Raw genomic sequence first — 25,137 nt, 5'->3', positions numbered from 1 at the left:
GAATTCTACAGCGTTACTCGCTGCTGTCAACACCTCTTTTTCACCGCTGTCGACCGAGAAGATCGAATCGTCAACCGAGCTAAACAACACTGCTCAATCGACTCCTTCCAGACCCCGATGATCTGAAGCAACTCGCCGTCGAAACCTGCGTAACTCTTTGTTTACCAAGGAGTTTTCCGTTTCGACTGCGCCGGAAGTGGGGCGAATTATAGACCTCCAGAATCTGCCGTCAACCCCTAATTACGCCTTTCTTGCAGAAGATGACTTTTTAGCTATTAACCGGGGGATTCGACGGATTACAGGGGGCAACCGCAGGACTAATAGCAGCACAGCTATAGAGGCGTAGACCGCCCACTCCTTCAGATCAGCCCGCACGATCCATAACATGTGCAGCAATCCGAGTCCGAGAACTACATAGACCAGGCGATGCAACTTCTTCCACCGAGCCCCCAAACGTCGCTGACTATAGCGATTGGAGGTCACCGCCAACGCCAGCAAGCACAGGAACCCCAGCGCCCCGACAATAATGTACGGCCGCTTGCGCAACTCGACACCCAACTGGGACCAATCGAAACCGAGAATGAACGCCGTATAACCGCTCATATGGAGAACCACATAAGCAAAACACCACAAACCCAGTTGCCGCCGCACAGCAACCCACCCCGCCCAACCGGTAAGCTTCTGCAGCGGCGTCATGCTTAATGTCACGAGCAACAAGACAAGCGTTCCAAGCCCCAACCGATCAACCAGCACTTTGCCCGGATCCGGCCCCAGCACATCTGCCCAGGCCTGATACAGCCAAAACAACGGCCATATCGCCGCCGCAATGAAGACACCCACTCGCCACAACGGATAGCGCATCAGTAATTCTTCCGCAGATCGAGCCCTGCATATAAAGAAGCGACTTCGTCCGAGTAGCCGTTGAACATTTGCGTATCGCGCACATTGGGCTTGAACAGACCGCTCGGCAACCGCCGCTCCCGCGCCTGCGTCCAGCGCGGATGATCGACCGTAGGATTCACGTTGGCATAGAAACCGTACTCGTCCGCCGCAATACTCTGCCAGGTGGTCTTCGGCTGCTCGCTAACCAGGCTTATCCGCACGATGGATTTGATACTCTTGAAGCCGTACTTCCACGGCACGACCAAACGCAGAGGTGCACCGTTCTGATTGGGCAACTCACGCCCATACATGCCTACCGCCAGAATGGCCAATGGGTTCATCGCTTCATCCATCCTCAGCCCTTCTACATAGGGCCAGTCGATCAAGGCAAAACCAGAACGCTGTCCTGGCATCGTCTTCGGGTCCTGCAAGGTTTCGAAGCGAATGAATTTGGCCTTGGACGTCGGCTCGACCTCCTTGAGCAATGCCGAGATGGGAAAACCGATCCACGGAATAACCATCGACCAAGCCTCTACGCAGCGAAGACGATAAATGCGTTCTTCCAACTGATAGGGCTTCATGAAGTCCTCAAGCGCATATCGCCCCGGCTTACTCACCTCCCCGTCTACTACCACACTCCAGGGCTCAGTTTTCAGCGCACCTGCGTTGGCTGCCGGATCACCTTTGTCGGTGCCAAACTCATAGAAATTGTTGTAATGAGTCGCGTCCTTGAACGGTGTGATCGCCTCATCCTTGACGTTGACCGCTCCCCATTTCGTAGAAGGAAGTTTTTCGGTAAACCAGGACGGCGCCTTGCCCGGCTCGACATCCAGATAACGCGCAGCCTCATCTGCATTGGCCCAACGCGGCAAACTGCCTACAGCCAAACCAGCAACGGTAGCACCCAAAAAATTTCGGCGAGATAGATAGAGGGATTCAGGCGTGACGTCCGACTCATGACAGTCGGACGTCTTGGGGATTTTGATCAGCATGGCAACTCCGCAGCGTTGGACAGATGCACCAATAGACTGCGGAGTATGAGGGAAATTACGTGTTTTTGTGCTGACGAAGACGTAACAGGTATTGAACCGGACCAGACGCCGCATAGGCAAGGAACACCAGCAGCAGGATGCGCGGCGGATCACTGAATACAACGGCAAACACCAAGACGACAGCGAGGATCGCCACGAAAGGCACGCGCCCTTTCAGATCCAGTTCCTTGAAGCTGTTGTACTTGATGTTGCTGACCATCAGCATCCCTGCCGCCGCGACCATCAGCGCCACCAGGAAAGACATCTTGGAGCCCTGGATACCGTAATCGCTGAAAGCCCAGACAATACCCGCCACTACGCCCGCCGCAGCAGGACTGGCCAGACCGATGAAGTATCTTTTATCCGCGGTGCCGACCTGGGTATTGAAACGCGCCAGTCGCAGCGCAGCACCCGCGACATAAATGAAGGCGACCATCCAGCCGACCTTGCCCATGTCGCCCAAGGCCCAACCGAACGCCAGCAAGGCCGGCGCAACACCAAAGGCGACCATGTCCGACAGCGAGTCGTACTCGGCACCAAAGGCGCTCTGGGTATTGGTCATGCGCGCCACCCGACCGTCCAGGCCGTCGAGCACCATGGCGACGAAAATCGCGATGGCGGCGAAACCAAAATACTTGCTCGCGCTGACCGAGTCGCCAGCGCTCAAGGCTGCCTGCGCACTCATCGAGTTAATGATGGAATAGAAGCCTGCGAACAGGTTCGCAGTGGTGAAAAGATTCGGCAGAAGATAGATACCACGATGCCGGACTTTACGGCCTTCAGCGTCATGCCCTTCTTCGATGTGCTCATCGATGGGCAGCAGGCTTTCGGCGTCAGAAGCCTGGTTTGGCTCTTCGGGACGTTCGCTCATGGACATTACCTTGCAACGGGGTGGAAAAATTTCGACAGGTGTCTGGGACGACGGTTCGACCGCAAACGATGCAGCTTTATACCAGAACCGGCCTCCCAAACGAAAAAACGCGGCCGAGGCCGCGTTTTCCGTACAAGTGCGCGACTTAGTTTTTGGCTTTGTCGACGATCTTGTTGGCACCGATCCACGGCATCATGGAGCGCAGTTGCTCGCCGATGATTTCGATACCGTGAGCGGCGTTGTTACGACGCTTGGCGGTCATCGAAGGATAGCCGGTTGCGCCTTCGCTGATGAACATCTTGGCGTATTCGCCGTCCTGAATACGTTTCAGGGCGTTGCGCATGGCCTGACGGGACTCGGCGTTGATCACTTCCGGACCCGTCACGTACTCGCCGTATTCAGCGTTGTTGGAGATCGAGTAGTTCATGTTGGCGATGCCGCCTTCGTACATGAGGTCAACGATCAGCTTCAGTTCGTGCAGGCACTCGAAGTAAGCCATTTCCGGCGCGTAGCCAGCTTCAACCAGGGTTTCGAAACCGGCTTTGACCAGCTCGACAGTACCGCCACACAGAACGGCTTGTTCGCCGAACAGGTCGGTTTCAGTCTCGTCCTTGAAGGTGGTTTCGATGATGCCGGTACGACCGCCGCCAACGCCGGCAGCGTAGGACAGCGCAACGTTTTTGGCGTTGCCCGAGGCGTCCTGGTAGATAGCGATCAGGTCAGGGATACCGCCGCCCTTCACGAACTCGGAACGCACGGTGTGACCCGGTGCTTTCGGCGCGATCATGATCACGTCGAGGTCGGCACGCGGAACAACCTGGTTGTAGTGAATCGCGAAACCGTGGGAGAAGGCCAGGGTGGCGCCTTTCTTGATGTTCGGCTCGATTTCGTTCTTGTACAGCGCAGATTGGAACTCGTCCGGGGTCAGGATCATGACCAGGTCGGCAGCAGCAACGGCGGAAGCAACATCAGTCACTTTCAGGCCGTGGGCTTCGGCCTTGGCCACAGTCGCCGAACCTTTACGCAGGCCAACAGTGACGTCAACGCCGGAGTCTTTCAGGTTGCACGCTTGAGCGTGGCCTTGGGAACCGTAACCGATGATGGCAACTTTCTTGCCCTGGATGATCGACAGGTCGCAGTCTTTATCGTAGAAAACTTTCATGAATTTCCCCTATATATCCAGGCCGTTCAGGCCATTCGCTAATTTGGTTTAGATGCTGAGTACTTTGTCGCCGCGGGCGATACCGGTTACGCCGCTACGGACGGTCTCCAGAATCGAAGCGGTGCCGATGGACTGAATGAAGCTGTCGAGCTTGTCGCTGGTACCGGTCAGTTGAACGGTATACACGCTAGCGCTGACATCGACGATCTGCCCACGGTAAATATCGGTAGTGCGCTTGATCTCGGCGCGCTGGGCGCCAGTGGCCTTGACCTTGACCAGCATCAGTTCGCGCTCGATGTGAGCACTTTCCGACAGGTCGACCAGCTTGACCACTTCAATCAGCTTGTTCAGGTTCTTGGTGATCTGCTCGATGACCTCATCGTGACCAACGGTGGTCAGCGTCAGACGCGACAGGGTCGGGTCCTCCGTTGGTGCCACGGTCAGGCTTTCGATGTTGTAGTTGCGCTGCGAGAACAGGCCAACTACGCGAGACAGAGCGCCGGGTTCGTTTTCCAGAAGCAAGGAAATAATGTGCCGCATGATTAGGTACGCTCCGTCTTGCTCAGCCACATATCGCGCATCGAGCCGTCTTTGATCTGCATCGGGTAGACGTGCTCGCTGGTGTCGACCGAAATATCGAGCACGACCAGGCGATCCTTCATGGCAAACGCTTCTTCCATCTTCGACTTCAAATCTTTCGATTCGGTGATGCGCATGCCGACGTGACCATAGGCCTCTGCCAGCTTGACGAAGTCAGGCAACGATTCCATGTAGGAGTGTGAGTGACGGCTGCCGTAACTCATGTCCTGCCACTGGCGAACCATACCCAGGACGCCGTTGTTCAGGATGACGATCTTCACCGGCAAACCATATTGCAGACAGGTGGACAGCTCCTGAATGTTCATCTGGATACTGCCCTCGCCGGTCACGCAAACAACGTCGGCGTCCGGGAAGCTCAACTTGATGCCCATGGCCGCCGGGAAACCGAAGCCCATGGTGCCCAGGCCACCGGAGTTGATCCAGCGATTGGGCTTGTTGAACGTGTAGTACTGCGCCGCGAACATCTGGTGCTGGCCCACGTCGGAGGCAACAAAGGCATCGCCCTTGGTGACTTCGCACAGGGTTTCGATCACGGCCTGCGGCTTGATGAGGCTGCCATCACCCTTGTCGTAAGGGAACAGGCCGCGATCACCGCGCCATTCATCAACCTGTTTCCACCAACTGGCCACGGACTCCTTGTTCGGGGTCTCGCCGATTTCCTTGAGGATCGCGACCATTTCGGTCAGGACGCTTTCGACCGGACCGACGATCGGCACGTCTGCCTTGATGGTCTTGGAAATCGAAGCCGGGTCGATGTCGATGTGAATGATCTTGGCATTCGGGCAGAACTTGGCCGGGCCATTGATCACGCGATCGTCAAAGCGCGCGCCGACCGCCAGGATCACGTCGGCATGGTGCATCGCCAGGTTGGCGGTGTAGCTGCCGTGCATGCCGAGCATGCCGATGAACTGACGGTCGGTGCCAGGGTAGGCACCCAGGCCCATCAGGGTATTGGTCACTGGCAGGTTGAGCATCTTCGCCAATTCGGTCAGTGGCGCGGAACCACCACCAAGAATCACACCGCCGCCTGCGTACATCACAGGACGCTTGGCCGCCAGGAGCATTTCGGCTGCCTTGCGGATTTGCCCGGAGTGACCGCGAACAGCCGGGCTGTAGGAACGCAACTTGGCTTTCTTCGGGAAGACGTACTCGTACTTCTCGGCCGGGTTGGTCATGTCTTTCGGGATATCGACAACGACCGGACCAGGACGACCGGATTGCGCCAGGTAGAACGCTTTCTTCATGACTTCCGGGATTTCCGAGGCGTGCTTGATCATGAAGCTGTGCTTCACGATCGGCCGGGAGATACCGATCATGTCGGTTTCCTGGAACGCATCGGTGCCTACCATGGTGCTAGGCACCTGGCCGGAAATGACCACCATCGGAATGGAGTCCATGTAGGCCGTGGCAATACCGGTAATGGCGTTGGTCGCGCCCGGGCCGGAGGTCACCAGAACCACGCCGGCTTTACCGGTGGCTCGGGCGTAGCCGTCAGCCATATGGGTCGCCGCTTGTTCGTGACGAACCAGGATGTGCGTCACTTCCGGTTCTTTGAACAGGGCATCGTAGACATGAAGAAGAGCACCACCCGGGTACCCGTAGATATATTTGACGCCTTCGTCACGCAAAAAGCGGACGAGCATCTCACCGCCAGATAAAAGCTCCACGTTGTTCACCTCTAAAACGCCAGAATACCGTCCACTTCAAGGGGACGGGTCTTAATAGGTTTACTTCTCGGCAGAGCATGAGCGACGGTGGTCGCCGACTACGTCAGCACTGACTGAGCAAGTATTGGGATCGTCCCAAGTGTTGCGGGCCTTTCCCACCCAGCGCGAGGTAACGCGTTGCGGGTGTAACAGGTCGGCGCGGATGTGCGCCTCATGATCTGCCGAGTGGGTCTGCTTCTGGCAGTCCCTCTACAGCGGACTTTGGATTCTTCTGTTTCGTCCCCTGCAAGTCAAGTCGTCAATGTGCTTTATTGAAGTAAGCACATGAGAAAGCAAGAAAAAACCGCGAAACAGCAACTGTGTTAGCTTCAATTGCGCAACCCAATACAAGGAAATGGCATGCGAACGTTTTTCCTGACGGCGACCCTGCTGATCGGCATCGGCCCCACGTGCATGGCCGCGCAGATTTACAAATGGGTCGATGAGCAAGGCGTCACCCACTTCGATGCGCAACCGCCCCAAGGCGGGGAAGCCGCGACCGTGGTCACGCCCTCCTCCCCTGCCGGCAAACCGGTTGCGCCGCCGAGCAGCAATACCATCGGTGATCAACAGGCCATCGACAAGTCAGTTAAAAAGCAGGTCGCCGAGCAGCAGGCCCGACTGAAGGTGTTCTGCGACCAGGCCCGGACGAACCTGGCCCAGCTGCAGAACAATCCGCGATTGCGAGAGGATGTCGACGGCGAGATGCGCCGCCTGACCGACGAGCAACGTCTGGAGCGGACTCACGAAGCACAGAAACAGATCGCCGAGAATTGCCAGTAGGAAATCAGCGGGACGCAGTGATCAGCAGGTCGAACTCTTTGAGCAGCACCTGCAACTGGCGATCCCGCCCCTGAACATCGCGCGCAGCGAAGACCATTTCGGCCATTTCCTGAATGCCCGAGGCGTTCGGCAGCGGTAAATCCTGCTCCAGGATCATTTTCATCCGAGGCAGGAAGATCCATTGCAGCCACTGCTCGAAATCCAGCGTATCCACCGAGAACGGTTCGACACTGGACAGCGCTTCAGCGGAGGGCGCGACATCATCCCACCACCCCTGAACTCGCAACTCCCGCTCGATCAGCAGCAACTGCTCGGCAATTTTCGGAAAACGTGCATCCATCACGACGAAACCCTGGCCTTCTGACGGGCCTGTGCAGCGCCAGCGGGATCACCCTGCTTCTCACGTGCCTGAGCGATCAATTCCCACAGGCTGGCCTGAAGCGCCGGGCGACCGGTGGCGAACGTCAGACCACGACGGGCGAACTGCTCGGCTTGCGGCGCATCACCTTGAGCCATACGCACCTGGGCCAGACGATAAAGCACTTGCGGCTCGCGGGGCGCCACACGTTGGGCGCGCTCCAGACTGGAAGAGGCACCGTTAAGATCGCCGCCAGCCTGTTGCTGTTGAGCGGTGGTCAGCAGCGCCAGCACCGGACCGTCCAGTTGCTCGTCGGCAGACAAGCCACCGGAACTGGCCGAAGGAACTCCGCTCGGCGTCGACGGCATGCTGTAGCTGCCCTGATTGATCGGCGCCGACTGCACAGGCGAGGTGTCGATCGGCCCCGGAGTAATCGGGCCCGGCGTGATCGGCGCGGTGCTGATCGGTGCAGACGTCACTGCACCACCACCCGGCACCATCACCACGACACCCGTGTCACCTTGCGGAATCGCCTGGGTCTGGGCTTGCGTCGGGCGCTGCACCGTCGTCTGACGGAAACCGCCATTCGCCGACACCCGCTCGCTGTTGGACACGGCGCTGCCGGAATCCACCACCGGAATGGAACCGCGCTGTACGGTGGAGCAACCGCTGAGCAAAGCCACGGCGGTAACCGCTGGAATCAACCACTTGTTCACTTGAAACCCTCTTTGCTTAATTCATCCAGCCCTTGACCCAATCCATCACCGTTTCGCCAGAGGCAGGGCTGTCGCCACCGCACGCGGCGCCGGGAGGCGGTTCGCTGCCGCGAATATACGGCATCTGCACGGCGCCTGGGCAGTTGGCATCGGAGCCCTGCCCGGTACGTGAATCGACCCAGGCCTGCACAACGTTGTCCGGCTGCGGCATGTCCAGCGGCAACGGATCGGCCTTGCGCATGAAACTGGTCCAGACCTGCAGCGCGCCGGTAGCACCGGTGAACGGTGTCTTGCCATTATCGTCGCGCCCCAGCCAGACGACGGCCAGCAGATCCTGACTGAAACCGGCAAACCAGCTGTCCCGCGAATCGTTACTGGTACCGGTCTTGCCGGCCAGGGTCAGGGTTTTTGGCAACACGTTGTACACCGAACTGCCGGTGCCTTCGCGCATGACCCGCTGCATGGCGCTCTGGATCAGGTAGATGGACGCCGGATCAAAACGCTGCTGAATCTGGAACGGGTAGCGCTTGAGCGGTTCGCCCTCGGCCGTCAGAACGCTGCGAATCCCGCGCATCGGTGTATTGAAACCACCGTTGGCGAGGGTCTGGTACATGGTCGCCACCTCGATCGGAGTCATGCCACCCGCGCCCAGCAACATCGACGGGAAGGCCGGAAACTCACGACTAACGCCCAGGCGCGCCAAGGTTTTCAAGACATTCGGCACACCCACCGCCAACCCAAGACGCGCAGTTGACAGGTTGTAGGAATGCGCCAAGCCCTGATAAAGGAAGACCGTGCCGTGGGAACGGCGGTCGTAGTTCTGCGGTTTCCAGACCTGCCCGTCCGCGCCTTTGACCGAGAAGGATTCGTCCGACAGCCAACTGGTCAAGGTGTACTGGCTCGGCTTCTCGAGGGCTGTCAGGTAAACCGCCGGTTTGATCAACGAACCGATCGGTCGCACCGCATCCAGCGCCCGGTTGAAACCGGCGAAGCTCGCCTGACGGCTGCCGATCATGGCCTGCACTTCACCGGTTTCCGGATTGGTCACGACCATCGCCGCTTCGACATCATCCGAGCCCTTGCGTCCGGCCAGGCGCTTGAAGGTGTCGTTGACTGAGGCCTCGGCTTTCATCTGCAGGATCGGGTCGAAACTGGTGAAGATTCGCAGGCCTTCTTCGGTCAGGTCTTCGTCGCGATAGTCTTCGCGCAACTGACGTTTGACCAGGTCGATAAAGCCAGGGAACGAGCTGTCCGCCAACTTGCCGCGAGTGGTCACGCCGAGTGGCATTTTCTTCGCCGCCGCTACCTGTTCGGCTGAGGCGACACCTTGCTGCTCAAGCACATCGAGCACCAGGTTGCGCCGTTCAAGCGCGCGCTCCGGGTTGCGACGGGGGTTGTAATAGGACGGCCCCTTGACCATGCCCACCAGCAGGGCGACTTGATGCAATTTCAGCTCAGACAACGGCTGCCCGAAGAAGAACTGGCTGGCCAGACCGAAACCGTGCACGGCGCGCTGACCATCCTGACCGACGAAGACTTCATTGAGGTAAGCCTCAAGAATTTCCTTTTTGTCGTAATGCAGTTCAAGCAGCATCGCCATCATGGCTTCGGTGAGTTTGCGCGTCAGGCTGCGTTCACTGGTCAGGTAAAAGTTCTTGACCAATTGTTGAGTCAGCGTACTGCCGCCCTGGGTCATCTTGCCGCCCGAGGTGTTGACGTAGACAGCGCGGGCAATCGACTTCGGCGACACCCCCCAATGGCTATAAAAGTCGCGATCTTCCACGGCCACCAGGGTTTCCAGCAGATACGACGGCACCTGATCGATCTTGATCAAGATGCGGTCTTCGAGATTCTTCGGGTAGATCCCGCCGATCATCAGCGGCTCAAGGCGCACGACCGACAACTTCGAACCGTTGGTCGCCGAGAGTTCTGCCACATAGTCGCCGGAGAATCGCACGCGCACCGGTTGCGGCTTCTCCAGCCCTTCATAGAACTGGAAGCCACGGGTATTCAAATCGACGGTGTTGCCGTTTACCGACGCAGCGCCGGGGCCGTTGCTCACACTTTCGCGGCGATAGCCCAAGGCATCGAGCTCAGTGAGGAAATCATCCTTGCTCAGCTTCTGGCCGGTGAACAGTTCCAGCGGGCGCGCATACACCTTGGCGGGAATGGTCCAGCGCTTGCCGGAGAACTTCTCCTGGACGATAGCGTCGAGGTAAACCGCGAATCCAGCGAGCACCACGAGGCCGACCAGGCTGAGTTTGAGGGCCCAGCCCAGCCACGGGCGCAGGCCGCTGGACGGAGGTTTCTTTTTGCTGCGAGGGGATCGAGTACGAGTCATGGCGGCGGATTATACGCACTTTATTCATACTCAACAGGCGCCCGCCGAGGTTTGCGTCAGGCGGACTTGCGGCCATAATGGCGGCCGTGAATTTTCCCAGACTCTGAAGGAACGCCTGTGAGCCAGTCCCTGATTGCCGCCCTGCAAAACCCGGCCCTTTACCCACATCCGGTAGACGGGTTCCAGGTCATCGAGACCCACATTTCCTGGGTCATTCTCACAGGTCCCTTTGCCTATAAAGTGAAGAAGCCGGTGAACTTCGGCTTTCTTGACTTCACCAGCCTTGATGCCCGCGAGCACTTCTGCGGTGAAGAGCTACGCCTCAACCAGCGTCTGACCGATGATTTGTATCTCGAAGTGCTGCCCATCACTGGCAGCGTCGAAGCCCCGCAACTGGGCGGCGATGGCACGGTCGTCGACTTCGCCCTGAAAATGCGTCAATTCCCTCAGAGTCAGTTGCTCAGCACCCTGCAAGCCAACGGCGAGTTGACCACCGCGCACATCGACGAGATGGCCGCACAGATCGCTCAATTCCACCTCAACGCACCCAAGGTGCCTGCCGAACACGATGCCGGCACCCCAGACAGCGTCATGGCGCCGGTGCGGCAGAACTTTGAACAGATCCGCCCGTTCCTCAGTGACAAGGCCGACCTGCTGCAACTCGACGCGCTGCAAGCCTGGGCGGATAGCAGCTTCGAACGCCTCAAGCCGCTCTTTGCCCAGCGCAAGGCCGAAGGGTTCATCCGCGAATGCCACGGTGACATCCATTTGGGCAATGCCACGCTGATCGACGGCAAGGTCGTGATCTTCGACTGCATCGAGTTCAACGAACCGTTCCGCTTCACCGACGTGTATGCCGATACCGGTTTCCTGGCGATGGACCTTGAAGACCGCGGCCTGAAAAGTCTTGCCCGCCGCTTCATCAGCCAGTACCTGGAGCTGACCGGCGACTACCAGGGGCTGGAACTGCTGAACTTCTATAAAGCCTACCGCGCCTTGGTTCGCGCCAAGGTCAGCCTGTTCAGCATGCCGGCCGAGGCCGATCCGGTGCAGCGCGCCACCACCCTGCGCCAGTACCGCAACTACGCCAACCTGGCGGAAAGCTACAGCACCATTCCTTCGCGCTTCATGGCCATCACCCACGGCGTTTCCGCAGTGGGCAAAAGCCGCGTGGCGATGCGCCTGGTGGAAGCGTTGGGGGCGATTCGCCTGCGTTCCGATGTAGAGCGCAAGCGCCTGTTTGGCGAGCAAACGGTAGCGAACGACCCGCAGGCCGGCATCTACAGCGCCGACGCCAGCGCCGCGACCTATGCCCGCCTGCATGAAATCGCCGCCGTGATCCTGCGTGCCGGTTTCCCGGTGGTGGTCGACGCGACCTACCTCAAGCGCGATCAGCGTGACGGCGCGGCAAAAGTCGCCGAAGCCACCGGCGCGCCGTTCCTGATCCTCGATTGCAACGCGCCACAGGCCGTGATCGAAGGCTGGCTGGCCCTGCGTCAGGCGGACAAAACGGACCCGTCCGATGCCAATCTGGCCGTGATCGCCGCTCAACAAGCCAATCGTGAAGCGCTGACGCCAGCAGAGATCCTTTGCAGCAAACGCGTTCAGACCAACGAAAGCGGGACCCTCGACACCGTCGTTGCGCAAATTCGCCAACGCCTGCCAGGCCTGTAAGAAACTATTTCAGTCGTGAAGCCTTCGTCGGCTTCACGACTGCCGAATAGTGGCACTATACTGGCGTCATAAAACCATCAGGTGATGTGACATGAACCAGCCCAAACTGCTCGACTCGCCGCTTTATGCCTTGCTGCACAAAGATGACATCACAGGTTTCAACAACGAGCGCCCGAAAGATGGGCCTATCGACATGGTCGGTGGTGACTTCCGTGGCCTCGACCTGCGTGAGCTGAATGCCGACGGCGTCGACTTTACCGATGCGTATTTCCGTTCTGCCGATTTGCGTGGCATCGATTTCACCCATTCGAATCTGGAAGGGGCAAGCCTGGCCCACGCGCAGATCTCCGGGGCCTACTTTCCGCCGGAGCTGAGCGCCGACGAAATCCTGATGTCGATGAATTTCGGCACTCGCCTGCGCTATCGCACCCGTTAAAAACGACTGATCCAAGGAAAAGTCCGGCGCCCCCCGACTTGCGCTGGACTGTGGGTATTTTCCGCCCCAAACCCGATATTCCCCACCTGATCCTGACGCGTTCGCGTACGCTTGCGCCGCTCATCGAGCTGGCTTCTTAGAAGCATTTGCGCCGAAACCGACCAAACAATCACGCTTTTCCTACTGATGGCTACACTCCTCAGAGGCTTGCCCATGCACCGTTCGGCCGTCGCAAGGAGGCTTGATGAATGATGAACTGCAGCACCTGAAAAATCTTGGCAAGACGTCGGCGCAGTGGCTGCATGCCGTGGGCATCCACAGCGCTTCGGACTTGCGTCGCCTGGGGGCGGTGGATGCTTACAGGGCCGTGCGCACTCGCGGGTTCCGGGCATCCAAGGTGTTGCTGTATGCGATCGAAGGTGCCTTGATGGATGTGCACTGGAATGACATTCCCGCGGAGCGCAAGGACGCCCTGAATAAACAGCTGGAAGCTATTTCGTCACGCCACAAAAACTGAACGGGCTCTACCGCCATGTACTTGCTTGGGGAACAACCGGCTTACGCCGACGCACTGATCAACCGCTTGCAAACCATTCCCGCTCAGTTGCTGGGGCGATTGTCACCTTGTGGCCCGGTGCTGGAGTTTGCAGCGGTTGACGACTTGGGCGCGGTATTACCCGGCGACCAATTGTTCGTGCTGGACAGCGGTCTGCTGCATGGGTGCATCGAAGACCGCCCACTGTTTTATTTGCATGAGGGCGATCTGGTTGGCTTACGGCAGGACACCAGTTTGCCGCGCTGTCGCTTGTGCACGGACAGCCCGCTGACACTCACGCCCTACCTGCGGTCCGAGGTTTTCCAGCACATTTATGCCGACCCGGAGCGCTCGGAACTGTTCCTGCAGTACCTGGCCGGCCAGACCGCGCTATTGTCCGACGCCGTCGCGCGCCTCAAGCAACCCGAATTTCGAAGCACCAACGGCTTTCAACGCGTGGCGCGCGGCGACGTGCTGATCCATCAGGGCGACGAGGCCGATCATGTGTTCGTCATCATCGAAGGACACGCCGAAGCGTTTGTGAACGGGCATAAGGTCGGTGATGTACCGAAAGACGAAATCTTCGGTGCGATGGCAGTGTTCACCGGCGAGAAGCGCAATGCCAGTGTGATCGCCAGCGAACCGAGTACTGTCATGCTGATTCCAAAAGATCAGTTTCTCAGCCTGACCCAAAGCAATCCGAAGATCGCCCGCAGCTTGATCGAAGGCATGGCACGACGAATCGACCTGCTGAACAAACAGGTTACACAATTGAGCGCCAGCATTTCACGCTCTGAAACCCATTGATCACGGGGCTTTCCTGACCTCCGAAGCCCAATTGAAAATAAATGAAGAATCAGCGGTTGACTTGGTAATGAGAATCGCTATGATTATCACAACTGGTCGCGAGACTGGTCGATATTTGAACAGCCCTTGGTTCGGACTCTCAGATATCTCCTCATCAGGCTAATCACGGTTATTTGACCCGGCTCTTGCCGGGTCTTTTTTTGCCTGTAAAAAGTGGCGGCTACTTGCCGAACTGCTTGCGCATTTCTTCGCAATAATCCGGCGCCGGTGTGGCCGGTGTGTACCAAACGTAGTCGGCCATGGCCGCCGTGACCTCGCTGCCCTGCTGCGCCAGCATCAATACCGTTGGCGCCTCGGACGCAGCCAAATCCAGAGCATGGATCGGCACGCCGACATCCTTGCGAGCATGGTAGGCTCCGGCGAATAGCAAGGCAGGCGTAGGAGCCGTCAGCAACCGCTCGGCGATGCGTCGGTCGCGTTGCTGCTGGACGGCGAGCATCGCCGGCATCTGCGAGGCGGGCAGCAGGCCGCAATGGGATTCGCTGATCTGGGCCAGCAACTCATCCTTGACCGGCGCGGCACTCGAACGAACTCCGATCAGGGCCGGTGGATGGGCATAGAAAGCGCGCACCTCCACGGCATCGAGATTGGCGGCGAGTAGCGGATACGGCTGGCTCAGGGCAAAACGGACGATCGGGCCATAAAGATCCCAGTCCCAGCCAGGCTGCCAAGCCAATGCGCCAGGCAAATCTGCGGGCACACGGGCGGCACGACGAACCTCATCGACTCGCGGCTGCTGGTCCGGCGTGAGCATTTCCAGTAACAGGCTGCCTTGCGGTCGCCGATCACCCAGCGCCTGTAGCAACCAGCGTTGCAGCACATGGTGATCGCGATTGTCATGCTGCTCACCGACGATCACGCGCGACGGCTTGGCCAGCTCCACCAACAACGCCTGCGGCGTCAGCGTCTGACCGCTGCGCAGGTCGCGAATCTCGCCAACCACCGGAGGCGGCGGCGGTGAAACATGCTGACAGGCACTCAGCGTCAGCACTGCCAGAATCATCCATACACGCATGCGTCACCCCATTGAATTAGCGGGCGATGACCAGCGGATGCCCGCGCTCCGGGTGCTGCTGCACCAGAACTTCCAACCCGAATACGGCCTTGAGCGGCTCCGGGCGCAACACCTGCTCGGGTGTATCGAGCGCGACCGGGCGCCCGCCTTCGAGCAGCAACAGACGATCACAATAGCGCGCCGCCAGGTTCAGATCATGCAGGATCACCAGCACGGCCGCACCGCGATCGGCAAATTCGCGTACCGCTTGCAGCGTGGTGTGTTGGTGCAGCGGGTCGAGCATCGAGGTCGGCTCATCCAGCAATAACGTCTGCCCCGCTTCACCCGGCCAGAGCTGCGCGAGCACCCGGGCCAGATGCACCCGCTGACGTTCGCCACCGGACAAGGCCAGATAGCTGCGACCCTGCAGATGCCCGGCATCCGCTGCCTGCAATGCGGCGGCGACGATTTGATCATCCCGGACCCGCCCGCTCTGATGCGGCAGGCGCCCCATGCCGACGACCTCTTCGACACGAAAGGCGAAGTCGAGGGTCGAGACCTGCGGCAACACCGCCAGACGCTGCGCTCGCTGGGCGCCAGTCCAGTCGCTCAATTCACGCTGATCGAGCCACACGCTGCCATCGTCAGCCTGCAACTCGCCGCACAAGGCGCCCAGCAACGTGCTTTTGCCCGCGCCATTAGGCCCCAGCACGCCGAGCACTTCCCCGGACTTGAGTTCAAGCGTGATGCCCGCCAGGACAATCTTGCGGCCTCGGCGGATGTGCAGATTTTGCGTTCGCAACATCAGGCTCGCCCCCGGAGCAACAAGTACAGAAAGACCGGCGCACCGATCATCGCGGTGACGATACCAATCGGCAGCTCCGCTGGCGCCAGGGCCAATCGCGCCACCAGATCGGCGAACAGCAAGAGGCTCGCGCCCGCCAGCATCGACGCAGGCAGCAACACCCGATGATCGGGGCCCGACAGCAGACGCACCAGATGCGGTACCACCAGCCCGACAAACCCGATCATCCCCGCCGCCGCTACCGCCGCACCGACACCCAGCGCCGTGCAAAACACCAATTCGCGCTTGAGCTTCTCAACGTCGATGCCCAGATGACCGGCCTCCGATTCTCCCAGCAATAACGCATTCAAGGCTTTGGCCCGACGCGGCAACCACAGCGCTACGACGGCACTGATCAGCAGCAGCGGCCATAGTCGCGAATAACTGGCGCCATTGAGGCTACCCAGGTTCCAGAACGTCAATGTACGCAGGGTCGTGTCGTCCGCCAGATAGGTAAACAGTCCCACGATCGAACCGGCCAGCGCCGTCAAGGCGAGCCCTGCCAACAGCATGGTCGCGACATTGGTTTGCCCATTGCGCCGACCGAGTCGATACACCAGCGCGGTCAAGGCGAGACCGCCGAGAAACGCGCACAACGACAACAGATACGGCCCGAAGGAATCCGGCAAGCCACCCCACACCGAGCCACCGACAATCGCGATCGCAGCCCCCAACGCAGCCCCGCCGGAAACGCCCACCAGCCCCGGATCGGCCAGCGGATTGCGAAACAAGCCTTGCATCGCTACGCCGGACAGCGCCAACACGCCACCCACGGCCAATCCCAACAACGTACGCGGCAGGCGGATCTGCCCGAGGATCAGTTCGGCCTGCTCCAGCCCGTCAGACGCAATGGGCACGCCGATCAGGCGCAACGCCGCGCGCAGGGTGTCGAGCAACGGCAGGCTCACGGGCCCCAGCGCCAGCGATAACCAGATCGCCAACAGACACAGGACGCTCAACCCGATGAACAACGTGCGAGGTTTTACCAGGACGGTCATTGCGACGCAGTGCCAGGGTAGAACCCGTCGCTGATCGTCTTCAAGGCAGCAGGCAACCGCGGGCCGAGCCCGCCCACCAGCAGTGTCGGATCAAGCTCCATGACGCGCCCGTCCTTGGCGGCGCGGGTCGAGGACAGAATCGGATTTTCCTTGAACAACGCCGCGCGCGCCGCGTCGCCGCTCAGGGCGCGGTCGGCGAACACCAGCACTTCAGGATCCATGCTGATCAAGGACTCATTGGAAAAAGGCTTGTAGCCGGTGTGCGTCGCCAGGTTGTGCCCACCGGCCTTCTGGATCAGCCAGTCAGCGGCTGTGTCTTTGCCGGCAATGAGCGGCTTGCCACCCGCGTGACCGAGCAGCACCAGCACTCCCGGTGACGATTGAGTCAGTTGCGCCTTGGTGACGCGAACTTTTTGTTGATCGAGTTGCTGCTGATAGGTTTTGAACACTTGCGCCGCCTTGTCCTGAGCCCCGAGCAACTTGCCCAGATGCTCGAGGTTACCCTGCAACGCGGGCAGATCCGGCTGCGCCGAGAACAGTTCGACCTGTACCCCCGCCGCGCGAATCTGCGACAGCACCGGCGGCGGCCCCATTTCTTCGGTGCCGACCAATATTTGCGGGCGCAAACTCAAGATACCTTCGGCCGACAACTGCCGCTGATAGCCGATGCTGGGCAACGCCTTGAGGGAGGCCGGGTGCTGGCTGGTGGTATCGACCCCCACCAATTTCGACTCACCACCCAGCGCGCTGACCCATTCCGACAGAGCGCCCCCGGCGCTGACCCAACGTTGTGGCAACTCGGCCGCCGCGGCGTAATGGCTGACGAGAAGTCCGACACACAGCGCGGCAACGCGGGTACTCAGGCGCATAAACAGCTTCCTTTTAAGTTTTTCCCAGGCATCGAGATGTCAGGCCAAGTATCCTCGGCGTCCGGCACCTGCATCCGACGGGCAAGGCGGCCATTTGATAATTGTTTGCATTTGAACGTCAAGCTCGGACATATCCGGTCATGAGCCCGTGGACTTGAGGATAGACATGAAGTTTCTTTGCGCAGGCGCCAAGCTGGCCGATTCCAGCAGCCGCGGTTTCGACATCGACGGCCAAAGGCTGTTTGCCGTGCGCCGCAGTGGTCAGGTCTACGTTTACCTCAACCGCTGCCCGCACCGCGGCGTCGGGCTGGAATGGACACCGGACCAGTTTCTCGACCCCAGCAACAGCCTGATCCAGTGTGCCACCCACGGTGCGCTGTTCCTGATCGAAGACGGCGAGTGCGTAGCCGGCCCGTGCGCAGGGCAATTCCTGACACGCGTTGACAGTCGCGAAGACGCTCAAGGGATCTGGATCAGCCTCTAATGGCCGAGCAATACATCCAGACGCCGATCCACCACCATCTCTTCGTGGCTCAGGCGCACCCCGTAGGCCAGCACCTCGACTCCGCACGCCACGGCTTCTCGCAAGGCTGAGGCATAGGCCGAATCGATTTCGTCCGCAGGCCGCACGGCCTCGATGCCGCTCAGATTCACGCAATACAACTGCACCGCGCGAATGCCGTCCCGGGCCAGGTGGGCCAGCTCCCTTAAATGCTTGGCACCACGCTGGGTCACCGCATCGGGAAACGCCGCGACCGATGAGCCGTCGAAGCCAAGGGTCACGCTTTTGACTTCCACATACGCCGGACCGCTGGGGTAGTCGAGACGAAAATCGATGCGGCTGCTTTCTTGCCCGTAGGCGACTTCACGCTTCAGTTCAGTAAAGCCGTTGAGCTCGGTGATGACACCTGCCCGCAGCGCCTCTTCGATCAAGCCGTTGGCACGCCCGGTATTGACGCAAAACAGCCGTCCCTGTGGGGTTTCACCGATTTCCCATGTGCCCGGCAGCTTGCGCTTGGGATCGTTGGAGCGACTGAACCACACCTGCCCACCTTCGACCTGGCAGTTCAGCATCGAGCCAGTGTTCGGGCAGTGAATGGTCAGCAACTCGCCGCGAACGGTTTCGATATCGGCGAGAAAACGTTTGTAACGTCTGATTAGACGACCTTCTTCGAGGGGAGGAGTAAAACGCATCAGCCTTGCCAGCTCCGCAAACCACGGGCGATACGCTCGACCGCTTCCTGCAGGCGCGGAAGGCTTTGGGTGTAGGCGAACCGGACGTGATGGCCAGCCTGGTAACGACCGAAGTCCAGGCCCGGGGTGATCGCCACGTGCTCGGTTTCGAGGAAATGTCGGCAGAACGCGAAGGCATCGCCGCCAAACTGGCTGATATCGGCGTACAGGTAGAACGCACCTTCCGGTTCAACGGCGATAGTGAAGCCAAGCTCGCGCAAGGCCGGCAGCAGGAAGTCCCGGCGGCGACCGAACTCGGCGCGGCGCTCTTCCAGGATTGCGATGGTCGCCGGCTCGAAACAGGCCAATGCAGCGTGCTGGGCCATGCTCGGCGCACTGATGTAAAGGTTCTGGGCGAGCTTTTCCAGCTCACCGACCGCCGCTTCCGGCGCCACCAGCCAGCCAAGTCGCCAGCCGGTCATGCCGAAATACTTTGAAAAACTATTGAGCACGAAAGCGCTGTCGTCGACTTCCAGCACGCTGGCGGCATCGGTGCCGTAGGTCAGACCGTGATAGATCTCGTCCACCACCAGATGGCCATGGCGTGACTTGATCGCGGTCGACAGGCCGGCCAGCTCGTCGCGGGTGAGGATCGTGCCGGTCGGGTTGGCTGGCGAGGCCACCAGCGCGCCGACACTGTCGTGGTCCCAATGCCGCGCGACCAGATCCGGCGTCAGCTGATAACGCACGTCCGGACCGACCGGCACCAACTGCGCTGCGCCTTCCACCAGCCGCAGGAAATGCCGGTTGCACGGGTAGCCCGGGTCCGCCAACAGCCAGTGTTTGCCCGGATCCACCAGCAAGGCACTGGCCAGCAGCAACGCGCCGGAGCCGCCGGGGGTGATGAGGATGCGTTGGGGATCGATGCTCAGACCGTAACGCTGTTGATAGAAGCTGGAAATCGCCTGGCGCAGCTCGGGGATGCCGCGCGCAGCGGTGTAACGGGTTTTCCCCGCCGTCAGTGCAGCCTGGCCAGCCTGGATGATCGGCTCGGCGGTGGTGAAGTCCGGCTCGCCGATTTCCAGGTGGATCACGTCGTGGCCGGCGGCCTGCAGTTCATTGGCCCGCGCCAGCAGCGCCATGACATGGAATGGTTCGATCGCGCGACTGCGGGCACTGTAGGACTGAGCCATTAGCCTTCCTTCAACGGGAAAAAGAACCGATTCTACCCAAGCGCAGGAACGAGCGAGAACCTAAAGCGGTCAGACGCCTTAAGACCCTGGCCACAAACGACTCATGCGCGTGCGCGAGGTTTGACTAAAATCATTAATTGATCAGGTCTCCATCACCACCAGATAAGGCTTTGCAATCATTTGCAAGCCCCTCGGACCCTTACCTCGACATCCGGGAGTAGCGCGGTCCGATTTGATCTGGTAAGTTCGCCCGCTTGCAGCCGCAGGGCCGGCAGGTGTCGGTGATGGAGCAATCCTGCGCAGATGGATTACAAGAGTAGAGGCGGTCCATTTCATGCCCACCCAAGCAAAGCAGCAAAACCAGTCGATCAGCGGCTTCGAACCCTACAAAGAAGTCAAGGGCGAGGAGTACATGGGTAAGCCCATGCGCGCTCACTTCACCAAGATCCTGAACAAGTGGAAACAGGACTTGATGCAGGAAGTCGACCGCACGGTTGATCACATGAAGGACGAAGCGGCCAACTTCCCTGACCCGGCAGACCGTGCCAGCCAGGAAGAAGAATTCAGCCTTGAATTGCGTGCCCGCGACCGTGAGCGCAAGTTGATCAAGAAAATCGACAAGACGCTGCAATTGATCGAAGACGAAGAATATGGCTGGTGCGAGTCCTGCGGCGTCGAGATTGGCGTCAAGCGACTGGAAGCCCGCCCTACCGCCGACATGTGCGTTGACTGCAAGACCCTGGCGGAAATCAAGGAAAAGCAAGTCGGCAAGTAATTGCGATTTGAATGAAGAACGGAGCGTGCGAACGCTCCGTTTTTGTTTCTGATATTTGCGATACCCGATACGTCTATAAAATCGCCATCACTGTAGGAGCGAGCTTGCTCGCGATGAACCTGAGAACGCTGCGGGGTATCAGGCTTGCAGCGTTATCGTTGACGACCTTCGCGAGCAAGCTCGCTCCTGCACGGGTTCTGGCGCACGCCTGGAAAAGTAGCATCGCCCTATGACCGCTTCCCCCTACATCGGACGTTTCGCCCCCACGCCCAGTGGCCATCTGCATTTCGGTTCGCTGGTGGCTGCGCTGGCCTCGTACCTCGACGCACGGGCGGTGGGCGGACGCTGGTTGATGCGCATGGAAGACCTTGATCCGCCACGGGAAGAGCCCGGCGCGCAGACGGCGATCCTCAAGGCACTGGAAAGCTACGGTTTCGAATGGGACGGCGCACTGGTCCGACAGAGCGAGCGGCACGACGCCTACGCCGCGGTGCTCAATAGCCTGTTCAATCATGGCCTCGCCTACGCCTGCACGTGCTCGCGCAAACAGCTTGAGCCGTATCACGGCATTTATCCGGGGCTGTGCCGCAATGCCGGCCATGGCACAGAAGACGCCGCGATCCGCCTGCGTGTGCCCGAACTCGAATACCACTTCATCGACCGGGTGCAAGGCGAATACCGCCAGCACCTGGGGCGTGAAGTCGGTGATTTCGTGATACGCCGCCGCGATGGCCTCTACGCCTATCAACTGGCCGTGGTACTCGATGACGCCTGGCAAGGCATCACCGACATCGTCCGCGGCGCCGACTTGCTGGACTCGACACCGCGTCAGCTCTACCTGCAAGAACTGCTTGGGTTGTCGCAGCCGCGCTACTTGCACATCCCGTTGATTACCCAGCCGGACGGCAACAAGCTCGGCAAATCCTACCGTTCGCCGCCGCTGACCGACGATCAGGCCACGCCGTTGTTACTTCGCGCATTGCGCGCACTCGGGCAGGATCCTGGAGCGGAACTGGCGTACGGGACACCACGAGAAGTGCTGAACTGGGGCATCGCCCACTGGGATGCGACGAAGATCCCGCGCACACTCCACCTGCCCGAAGCGCAACTACGGTGATCACACTTGCAGTGGCGCCTCCATCCGTTACCATCGCCGCACGTTTTCGGGCACGCGCATAAAAAGAGAGGCCGGGATGTACATCTATCGCTTGGTCCTGCTTTTGGTAGTGGGGATTTATCTGTTCTCCCCGGCCATCATGGATTGGTGGATCGACGCCACTGGCGCCTGGTATCGCCCCTATCTGCTCTGGCTGATCCTGATCGTCGTGACTTTCATCCTGCAGAGCCAAAAAGATGCCGATGAGCTTTAGCCTGACCCAGATGATCCTGATCAGCGCCGCGTACCTGGCGGTGCTGTTCGGCGTAGCCTGGATCAGTGAACGGGGCATGATCCCCCGGGCGATCATTCGCCACCCGCTGACGTACACCTTGTCCCTGGGTGTCTACGCCAGTGCCTGGGCGTTTTATGGCACCGTGGGCCTGGCCTATCAGTACGGCTACGGCTTTCTCTCCAGTTACCTCGGGGTTTCCGGCGCGTTCCTGCTGGCGCCGGTGTTGCTGTATCCGATCCTGAAGATCACCCGCACCTATCAATTGTCGTCGCTGGCCGACCTGTTCGCGTTCCGTTTCCGCAGCACCTGGGCCGGTGCGCTGACCACGATCTTCATGCTGATCGGTGTACTGCCGCTGCTGGCCTTGCAGATTCAGGCGGTGGCCGACTCCATCGGCATTCTCACCCGCGAACCGGTGCAGCACCGCGTAGCACTAAGCTTCTGCGCGCTGATCACCCTGTTCACGATCTTCTTTGGCTCGCGCCACATCGCCACCCGCGAGAAACATGAAGGCCTGGTGTTTGCGATTGCCTTTGAATCGGTGATCAAGCTGATCGCTATCGGCGGCGTGGGCCTGTATGCCCTTTATGGCGTGTTTGACGGCCCGCAACAACTGGAGCTGTGGCTGCTGCAGAACCAGACCGCCCTCGCGGCGCTGCACACGCCGTTGCAGGAAGGCCCGTGGCGTACGTTGTTACTGGTGTTCTTCGCCTCGGCGATCGTGATGCCGCACATGTACCACATGACCTTTACCGAAAACCTCAACCCGCGCTCACTGGTCAGCGCGAGCTGGGGCCTGCCGCTGTTCCTGCTGTTGATGAGCCTGGCGGTGCCGCTGATTCTCTGGGCCGGGCTGAAACTCGGTGCCACCACCAACCCGGAATACTTCACGCTCGGCATCGGCATCGCTGCCAACAACAAGGCCTTGGCGCTGCTGGCCTACGTCGGTGGCCTGTCAGCGGCCAGCGGACTGATCATCGTCACCACCCTGGCACTGTCGGGGATGGCACTGAACCACCTGGTGCTGCCGCTTTATCAGCCGCCGGCCGAAGGCAACATCTATCGCTGGCTGAAATGGACACGTCGGGCGCTGATCGTCGCGATCATCATGGCCGGTTACGGCTTCTACCTGCTGCTGGGCGCGGAGCAGGACCTGGCCAACCTCGGCATCGTCGCATTTGTGGCGACCTTGCAGTTCCTGCCCGGCGTGCTCTCTGTCCTTTATTGGCCAACCGCCAACCGTCGCGGCTTCATCGCCGGCTTGCTGGCGGGGATTCTGGTGTGGATTGTAACCATGCTGTTGCCGCTGGTTGGCAATCTGCAAGGCTTCTACATTCCGCTGCTGAACATGATCTATGTGCTGGACGACACCAGTTGGCACATGGCGGCGATCGCGTCGCTGGCCGCCAACGTGCTGATGTTCACCCTGATTTCGCTGTTCACCAACGCCAGCCCCGAAGAGGCCAGCGCCGCCGAGGCCTGCGCCGTGGACAACGTGCGTCGCCCGCAACGCCGCGAACTGCACGCCGCCTCGCCCCAGGAATTCGCCACGCAACTGGCCAAACCCCTGGGCGCCAAAGCCGCGCAGAAGGAAGTCGAGCAGGCGCTGCGTGATCTTTACCTGCCCTTCGACGAGCGCCGGCCTTATGCCTTGCGCCGTTTGCGTGACCGGATCGAAGCCAACCTTTCCGGCCTGATGGGCCCGAGCGTGGCGCAAGACATGGTCGAAACGTTCCTGCCTTATAAGGCCGGTGGCGAAAACTACGTCACCGAAGACATCCACTTCATCGAAAGCCGCCTCGAGGATTACCACTCGCGCCTGACCGGCCTGGCCGCCGAACTCGACGCCCTGCGCCGCTACCACCGTCAGACCCTGCAGGAATTGCCGATGGGCGTCTGCTCCCTGGCCAAGGACCAGGAAATCCTCATGTGGAACAAGGCCATGGAAGAGCTGACCGGAATTGCCGCGCAGCGTGTGGTCGGTTCGCGCCTGAGCACCATTGCCGACCCGTGGAAAGAGTTGTTGCAAGGCTTCATCAACCTGCCGGACGAACATTTGCACAAGCAGCACTTGGCCCTCGATGGCCAGACCCGCTGGCTGAACCTGCACAAAGCGGCGATCGACGAACCGCTTGCGCCGGGTAACAGTGGTCTCGTGCTGCTGGTGGAAGACCTGACCGAAACCCAGATGCTTGAAGACAAACTGGTGCACTCCGAGCGCCTGGCCAGCATCGGCCGCCTCGCGGCGGGCGTGGCCCATGAAATCGGCAACCCGATCACCGGCATCGCCTGCCTGGCGCAGAACCTTCGCGAAGAACGTGAAGACGATGGCGAGCTGAGGGAAATCAGCGGGCAGATCCTCGAACAGACCAAACGCGTGTCGCGCATCGTTCAGTCGCTGATGAGCTTCGCCCACGCCGGCAGCCATCAGCACAGCGACGAACCCGTCTGTCTGGCCGAAGTGGCCCAGGACGCGATAGGCTTGCTGGCCCTCAACCGACGCAATTTCGAAGTGCAGTTCTACAACCTGTGCGACCCCGATCACTGGGTCGAAGGCGACCCGCAGCGCCTCGCCCAGGTCCTGATCAATCTGCTCTCAAACGCCCGTGACGCCTCGCCTCCGGGCAGCGCAGTGCGGGTGAAAAGCGAAGCCGGCGAACACACGGTCGACCTGATCGTGGAAGACGAAGGCAGCGGTATTCCGAAGAACATCATGGACCGATTGTTCGAACCCTTCTTCACCACCAAGGATCCTGGCGAAGGCACCGGTCTGGGCCTTGCACTGGTCTATTCCATCGTTGAAGAGCATTATGGACAAATCACCATCGACAGCCCGGCTGATGTTCAAAGCCAACGCGGCACCCGTATCCGGGTGACCTTGCCGCGTCATGTCGAAGCGACGTCCGCTGTGAACTGAGACCGTCGAGAGTATCGAATC

General features: G+C 60.0%; 25 protein-coding genes. 10 read left to right on the top strand and 15 right to left on the bottom strand.

Features of this window, described 5'->3' with window-relative positions:
* Window positions 1–240: 240 nt before the first annotated feature.
* The 6 genes from msrQ to NTD84_RS07345 form a co-directional block, all read right to left on the bottom strand.
* Window positions 241–861, bottom strand: coding sequence for a protein-methionine-sulfoxide reductase heme-binding subunit MsrQ (gene msrQ / locus NTD84_RS07370; protein WP_262164397.1), 621 nt, complete (start codon window positions 859–861; stop codon window positions 241–243).
* Entirely contained in the window at window positions 861–1,874 is a 1,014-nt protein-coding gene (gene msrP, locus NTD84_RS07365) for a protein-methionine-sulfoxide reductase catalytic subunit MsrP (RefSeq protein ID WP_262164396.1), read from the bottom strand. The genes msrQ and msrP overlap by 1 nt, the downstream gene beginning before the upstream one ends.
* Before the next feature lie 55 nt (window positions 1,875–1,929).
* Window positions 1,930–2,784, bottom strand: a complete 855-nt coding sequence (pssA, locus tag NTD84_RS07360) for a CDP-diacylglycerol--serine O-phosphatidyltransferase (protein WP_262164394.1) — start codon at window positions 2,782–2,784, stop codon at window positions 1,930–1,932.
* A 145-nt stretch (window positions 2,785–2,929) separates the two neighbouring features.
* Window positions 2,930–3,946: a ketol-acid reductoisomerase gene (ilvC, locus tag NTD84_RS07355; RefSeq protein ID WP_003185459.1), complete on the bottom strand. Its 1,017-nt coding sequence runs from the start codon at window positions 3,944–3,946 to the stop codon at window positions 2,930–2,932.
* A 48-nt stretch (window positions 3,947–3,994) separates the two neighbouring features.
* Complete coding sequence (gene ilvN, locus NTD84_RS07350; protein ID WP_003176102.1) at window positions 3,995–4,486, bottom strand: acetolactate synthase small subunit; 492 nt, start codon at window positions 4,484–4,486, stop codon at window positions 3,995–3,997.
* Between the two features lie 2 nt (window positions 4,487–4,488).
* A complete protein-coding gene (locus tag NTD84_RS07345; protein WP_262164392.1) occupies window positions 4,489–6,213 on the bottom strand; it encodes an acetolactate synthase 3 large subunit in 1,725 nt (574 codons plus the stop codon).
* 399 nt (window positions 6,214–6,612) lie between these two features.
* Between NTD84_RS07345 and NTD84_RS07340 the strand changes: the two genes are divergently transcribed.
* Window positions 6,613–7,035, top strand: a complete 423-nt coding sequence (locus tag NTD84_RS07340) for a DUF4124 domain-containing protein (protein WP_262164390.1) — start codon at window positions 6,613–6,615, stop codon at window positions 7,033–7,035.
* Window positions 7,036–7,039: 4 nt separating this feature from the next.
* Here NTD84_RS07340 and NTD84_RS07335 read toward each other — a convergent pair whose 3' ends face one another.
* The 3 genes from NTD84_RS07335 to mrcB are packed head-to-tail and all read right to left on the bottom strand — an operon-like array spanning window position 7,040 to window position 10,450.
* Entirely contained in the window at window positions 7,040–7,375 is a 336-nt protein-coding gene (locus NTD84_RS07335; protein ID WP_262164388.1) for a YqcC family protein, read from the bottom strand.
* Window positions 7,375–8,109: a tetratricopeptide repeat protein gene (locus tag NTD84_RS07330; protein ID WP_262164386.1), complete on the bottom strand. Its 735-nt coding sequence runs from the start codon at window positions 8,107–8,109 to the stop codon at window positions 7,375–7,377. Before NTD84_RS07330 ends, NTD84_RS07335 begins: the two co-directional genes overlap by 1 nt.
* Before the next feature lie 16 nt (window positions 8,110–8,125).
* The gene (mrcB, locus tag NTD84_RS07325; RefSeq protein WP_262164384.1) at window positions 8,126–10,450 is read right to left on the bottom strand and encodes a penicillin-binding protein 1B; all 2,325 of its coding nucleotides are present in this window, start codon (window positions 10,448–10,450) and stop codon (window positions 8,126–8,128) included.
* A gap of 117 nt (window positions 10,451–10,567) precedes the next feature.
* Between mrcB and NTD84_RS07320 the strand changes: the two genes are divergently transcribed.
* The 4 genes from NTD84_RS07320 (at window position 10,568) to NTD84_RS07305 (ending at window position 13,902) form a co-directional block, all read left to right on the top strand.
* A complete protein-coding gene (locus NTD84_RS07320) occupies window positions 10,568–12,124 on the top strand; it encodes a bifunctional aminoglycoside phosphotransferase/ATP-binding protein (RefSeq protein ID WP_262164382.1) in 1,557 nt (518 codons plus the stop codon).
* A gap of 91 nt (window positions 12,125–12,215) precedes the next feature.
* Entirely contained in the window at window positions 12,216–12,560 is a 345-nt protein-coding gene (locus NTD84_RS07315; protein WP_262164380.1) for a pentapeptide repeat-containing protein, read from the top strand.
* Between the two features lie 244 nt (window positions 12,561–12,804).
* The gene (locus NTD84_RS07310; protein ID WP_003228231.1) at window positions 12,805–13,077 is read left to right on the top strand and encodes a TfoX/Sxy family protein; all 273 of its coding nucleotides are present in this window, start codon (window positions 12,805–12,807) and stop codon (window positions 13,075–13,077) included.
* Window positions 13,078–13,092: 15 nt separating this feature from the next.
* The gene (locus NTD84_RS07305; RefSeq protein ID WP_262164378.1) at window positions 13,093–13,902 is read left to right on the top strand and encodes a Crp/Fnr family transcriptional regulator; all 810 of its coding nucleotides are present in this window, start codon (window positions 13,093–13,095) and stop codon (window positions 13,900–13,902) included.
* 220 nt (window positions 13,903–14,122) lie between these two features.
* Here NTD84_RS07305 and NTD84_RS07300 read toward each other — a convergent pair whose 3' ends face one another.
* Genes NTD84_RS07300 through NTD84_RS07285 form a run of 4 tightly spaced genes read right to left on the bottom strand, consistent with a single transcriptional unit; the run spans window position 14,123 to window position 17,667 of the window.
* Entirely contained in the window at window positions 14,123–14,977 is an 855-nt protein-coding gene (locus tag NTD84_RS07300; RefSeq protein ID WP_262164376.1) for a ChaN family lipoprotein, read from the bottom strand.
* A 16-nt stretch (window positions 14,978–14,993) separates the two neighbouring features.
* Window positions 14,994–15,761 carry a heme ABC transporter ATP-binding protein gene (locus NTD84_RS07295; RefSeq protein WP_262164374.1) on the bottom strand — a complete coding sequence of 256 codons (768 nt, stop codon included), beginning with the start codon at window positions 15,759–15,761 and terminating at the stop codon, window positions 14,994–14,996.
* The gene (locus NTD84_RS07290; RefSeq protein ID WP_262164401.1) at window positions 15,761–16,744 is read right to left on the bottom strand and encodes a FecCD family ABC transporter permease; all 984 of its coding nucleotides are present in this window, start codon (window positions 16,742–16,744) and stop codon (window positions 15,761–15,763) included. The genes NTD84_RS07295 and NTD84_RS07290 overlap by 1 nt, the downstream gene beginning before the upstream one ends.
* Window positions 16,745–16,794: 50 nt before the next feature.
* A complete protein-coding gene (locus tag NTD84_RS07285; RefSeq protein WP_262164372.1) occupies window positions 16,795–17,667 on the bottom strand; it encodes a hemin ABC transporter substrate-binding protein in 873 nt (290 codons plus the stop codon).
* A gap of 166 nt (window positions 17,668–17,833) precedes the next feature.
* On the opposite strand from NTD84_RS07285, the gene NTD84_RS07280 reads away from it, so the two are divergent.
* Window positions 17,834–18,151: a Rieske (2Fe-2S) protein gene (locus tag NTD84_RS07280; protein WP_262164371.1), complete on the top strand. Its 318-nt coding sequence runs from the start codon at window positions 17,834–17,836 to the stop codon at window positions 18,149–18,151.
* Here the strand turns inward: NTD84_RS07280 and sfsA are convergent.
* Both sfsA and NTD84_RS07270 read right to left on the bottom strand, forming a co-directional pair.
* Window positions 18,148–18,861: a DNA/RNA nuclease SfsA gene (gene sfsA, locus NTD84_RS07275; protein WP_262164369.1), complete on the bottom strand. Its 714-nt coding sequence runs from the start codon at window positions 18,859–18,861 to the stop codon at window positions 18,148–18,150. The genes NTD84_RS07280 and sfsA overlap by 4 nt on opposite strands.
* On the bottom strand, window positions 18,861–20,033 hold the full coding sequence (locus NTD84_RS07270) for a pyridoxal phosphate-dependent aminotransferase (protein WP_262164367.1): 1,173 nt from the start codon (window positions 20,031–20,033) through the stop codon (window positions 18,861–18,863). The genes sfsA and NTD84_RS07270 overlap by 1 nt, the downstream gene beginning before the upstream one ends.
* Window positions 20,034–20,367: 334 nt before the next feature.
* Here NTD84_RS07270 and dksA point away from each other — a divergent pair, with 334 nt between their 5' ends.
* The 4 genes from dksA (at window position 20,368) to NTD84_RS07250 (ending at window position 25,116) form a co-directional block, all read left to right on the top strand.
* Complete coding sequence (dksA, locus tag NTD84_RS07265; protein ID WP_007902025.1) at window positions 20,368–20,808, top strand: RNA polymerase-binding protein DksA; 441 nt, start codon at window positions 20,368–20,370, stop codon at window positions 20,806–20,808.
* Window positions 20,809–21,037: 229 nt separating this feature from the next.
* On the top strand, window positions 21,038–21,925 hold the full coding sequence (gluQRS, locus tag NTD84_RS07260; RefSeq protein ID WP_262164365.1) for a tRNA glutamyl-Q(34) synthetase GluQRS: 888 nt from the start codon (window positions 21,038–21,040) through the stop codon (window positions 21,923–21,925).
* Window positions 21,926–22,001: 76 nt separating this feature from the next.
* Window positions 22,002–22,178: a hypothetical protein gene (locus NTD84_RS07255; protein ID WP_003176118.1), complete on the top strand. Its 177-nt coding sequence runs from the start codon at window positions 22,002–22,004 to the stop codon at window positions 22,176–22,178.
* Window positions 22,162–25,116: a sensor histidine kinase gene (locus tag NTD84_RS07250; RefSeq protein WP_262164363.1), complete on the top strand. Its 2,955-nt coding sequence runs from the start codon at window positions 22,162–22,164 to the stop codon at window positions 25,114–25,116. The genes NTD84_RS07255 and NTD84_RS07250 overlap by 17 nt, the downstream gene beginning before the upstream one ends.
* Window positions 25,117–25,137: the final 21 nt, after the last annotated feature.

The organism is Pseudomonas sp. 14P_8.1_Bac3, from assembly GCF_025466085.1.
Lineage (GTDB): Bacteria > Pseudomonadota > Gammaproteobacteria > Pseudomonadales > Pseudomonadaceae > Aquipseudomonas.
The sequence above is the reverse complement of the archived record's forward strand: the minus strand, read 5'-3'. Positions and strand labels throughout refer to the sequence as shown.

Coding starts and splice junctions, on each gene's coding strand:
- msrQ (WP_262164397.1), bottom strand. CDS start 861: ATGCGCTATCCGTTGTGGCGAGTGGGTGTCTTCATTGCGGCGGCGATA.
- msrP (WP_262164396.1), bottom strand. CDS start 1,874: ATGCTGATCAAAATCCCCAAGACGTCCGACTGTCATGAGTCGGACGTC.
- pssA (WP_262164394.1), bottom strand. CDS start 2,784: ATGAGCGAACGTCCCGAAGAGCCAAACCAGGCTTCTGACGCCGAAAGC.
- ilvC (WP_003185459.1), bottom strand. CDS start 3,946: ATGAAAGTTTTCTACGATAAAGACTGCGACCTGTCGATCATCCAGGGC.
- ilvN (WP_003176102.1), bottom strand. CDS start 4,486: ATGCGGCACATTATTTCCTTGCTTCTGGAAAACGAACCCGGCGCTCTG.
- NTD84_RS07340 (WP_262164390.1), top strand. CDS start 6,613: ATGCGAACGTTTTTCCTGACGGCGACCCTGCTGATCGGCATCGGCCCC.
- NTD84_RS07335 (WP_262164388.1), bottom strand. CDS start 7,375: ATGGATGCACGTTTTCCGAAAATTGCCGAGCAGTTGCTGCTGATCGAG.
- mrcB (WP_262164384.1), bottom strand. CDS start 10,450: ATGACTCGTACTCGATCCCCTCGCAGCAAAAAGAAACCTCCGTCCAGC.
- NTD84_RS07315 (WP_262164380.1), top strand. CDS start 12,216: ATGAACCAGCCCAAACTGCTCGACTCGCCGCTTTATGCCTTGCTGCAC.
- NTD84_RS07310 (WP_003228231.1), top strand. CDS start 12,805: ATGAATGATGAACTGCAGCACCTGAAAAATCTTGGCAAGACGTCGGCG.
- NTD84_RS07305 (WP_262164378.1), top strand. CDS start 13,093: ATGTACTTGCTTGGGGAACAACCGGCTTACGCCGACGCACTGATCAAC.
- NTD84_RS07300 (WP_262164376.1), bottom strand. CDS start 14,977: ATGCGTGTATGGATGATTCTGGCAGTGCTGACGCTGAGTGCCTGTCAG.
- NTD84_RS07295 (WP_262164374.1), bottom strand. CDS start 15,761: ATGTTGCGAACGCAAAATCTGCACATCCGCCGAGGCCGCAAGATTGTC.
- NTD84_RS07285 (WP_262164372.1), bottom strand. CDS start 17,667: ATGCGCCTGAGTACCCGCGTTGCCGCGCTGTGTGTCGGACTTCTCGTC.
- NTD84_RS07280 (WP_262164371.1), top strand. CDS start 17,834: ATGAAGTTTCTTTGCGCAGGCGCCAAGCTGGCCGATTCCAGCAGCCGC.
- sfsA (WP_262164369.1), bottom strand. CDS start 18,861: ATGCGTTTTACTCCTCCCCTCGAAGAAGGTCGTCTAATCAGACGTTAC.
- NTD84_RS07270 (WP_262164367.1), bottom strand. CDS start 20,033: ATGGCTCAGTCCTACAGTGCCCGCAGTCGCGCGATCGAACCATTCCAT.
- dksA (WP_007902025.1), top strand. CDS start 20,368: ATGCCCACCCAAGCAAAGCAGCAAAACCAGTCGATCAGCGGCTTCGAA.
- gluQRS (WP_262164365.1), top strand. CDS start 21,038: ATGACCGCTTCCCCCTACATCGGACGTTTCGCCCCCACGCCCAGTGGC.
- NTD84_RS07255 (WP_003176118.1), top strand. CDS start 22,002: ATGTACATCTATCGCTTGGTCCTGCTTTTGGTAGTGGGGATTTATCTG.
- NTD84_RS07250 (WP_262164363.1), top strand. CDS start 22,162: ATGCCGATGAGCTTTAGCCTGACCCAGATGATCCTGATCAGCGCCGCG.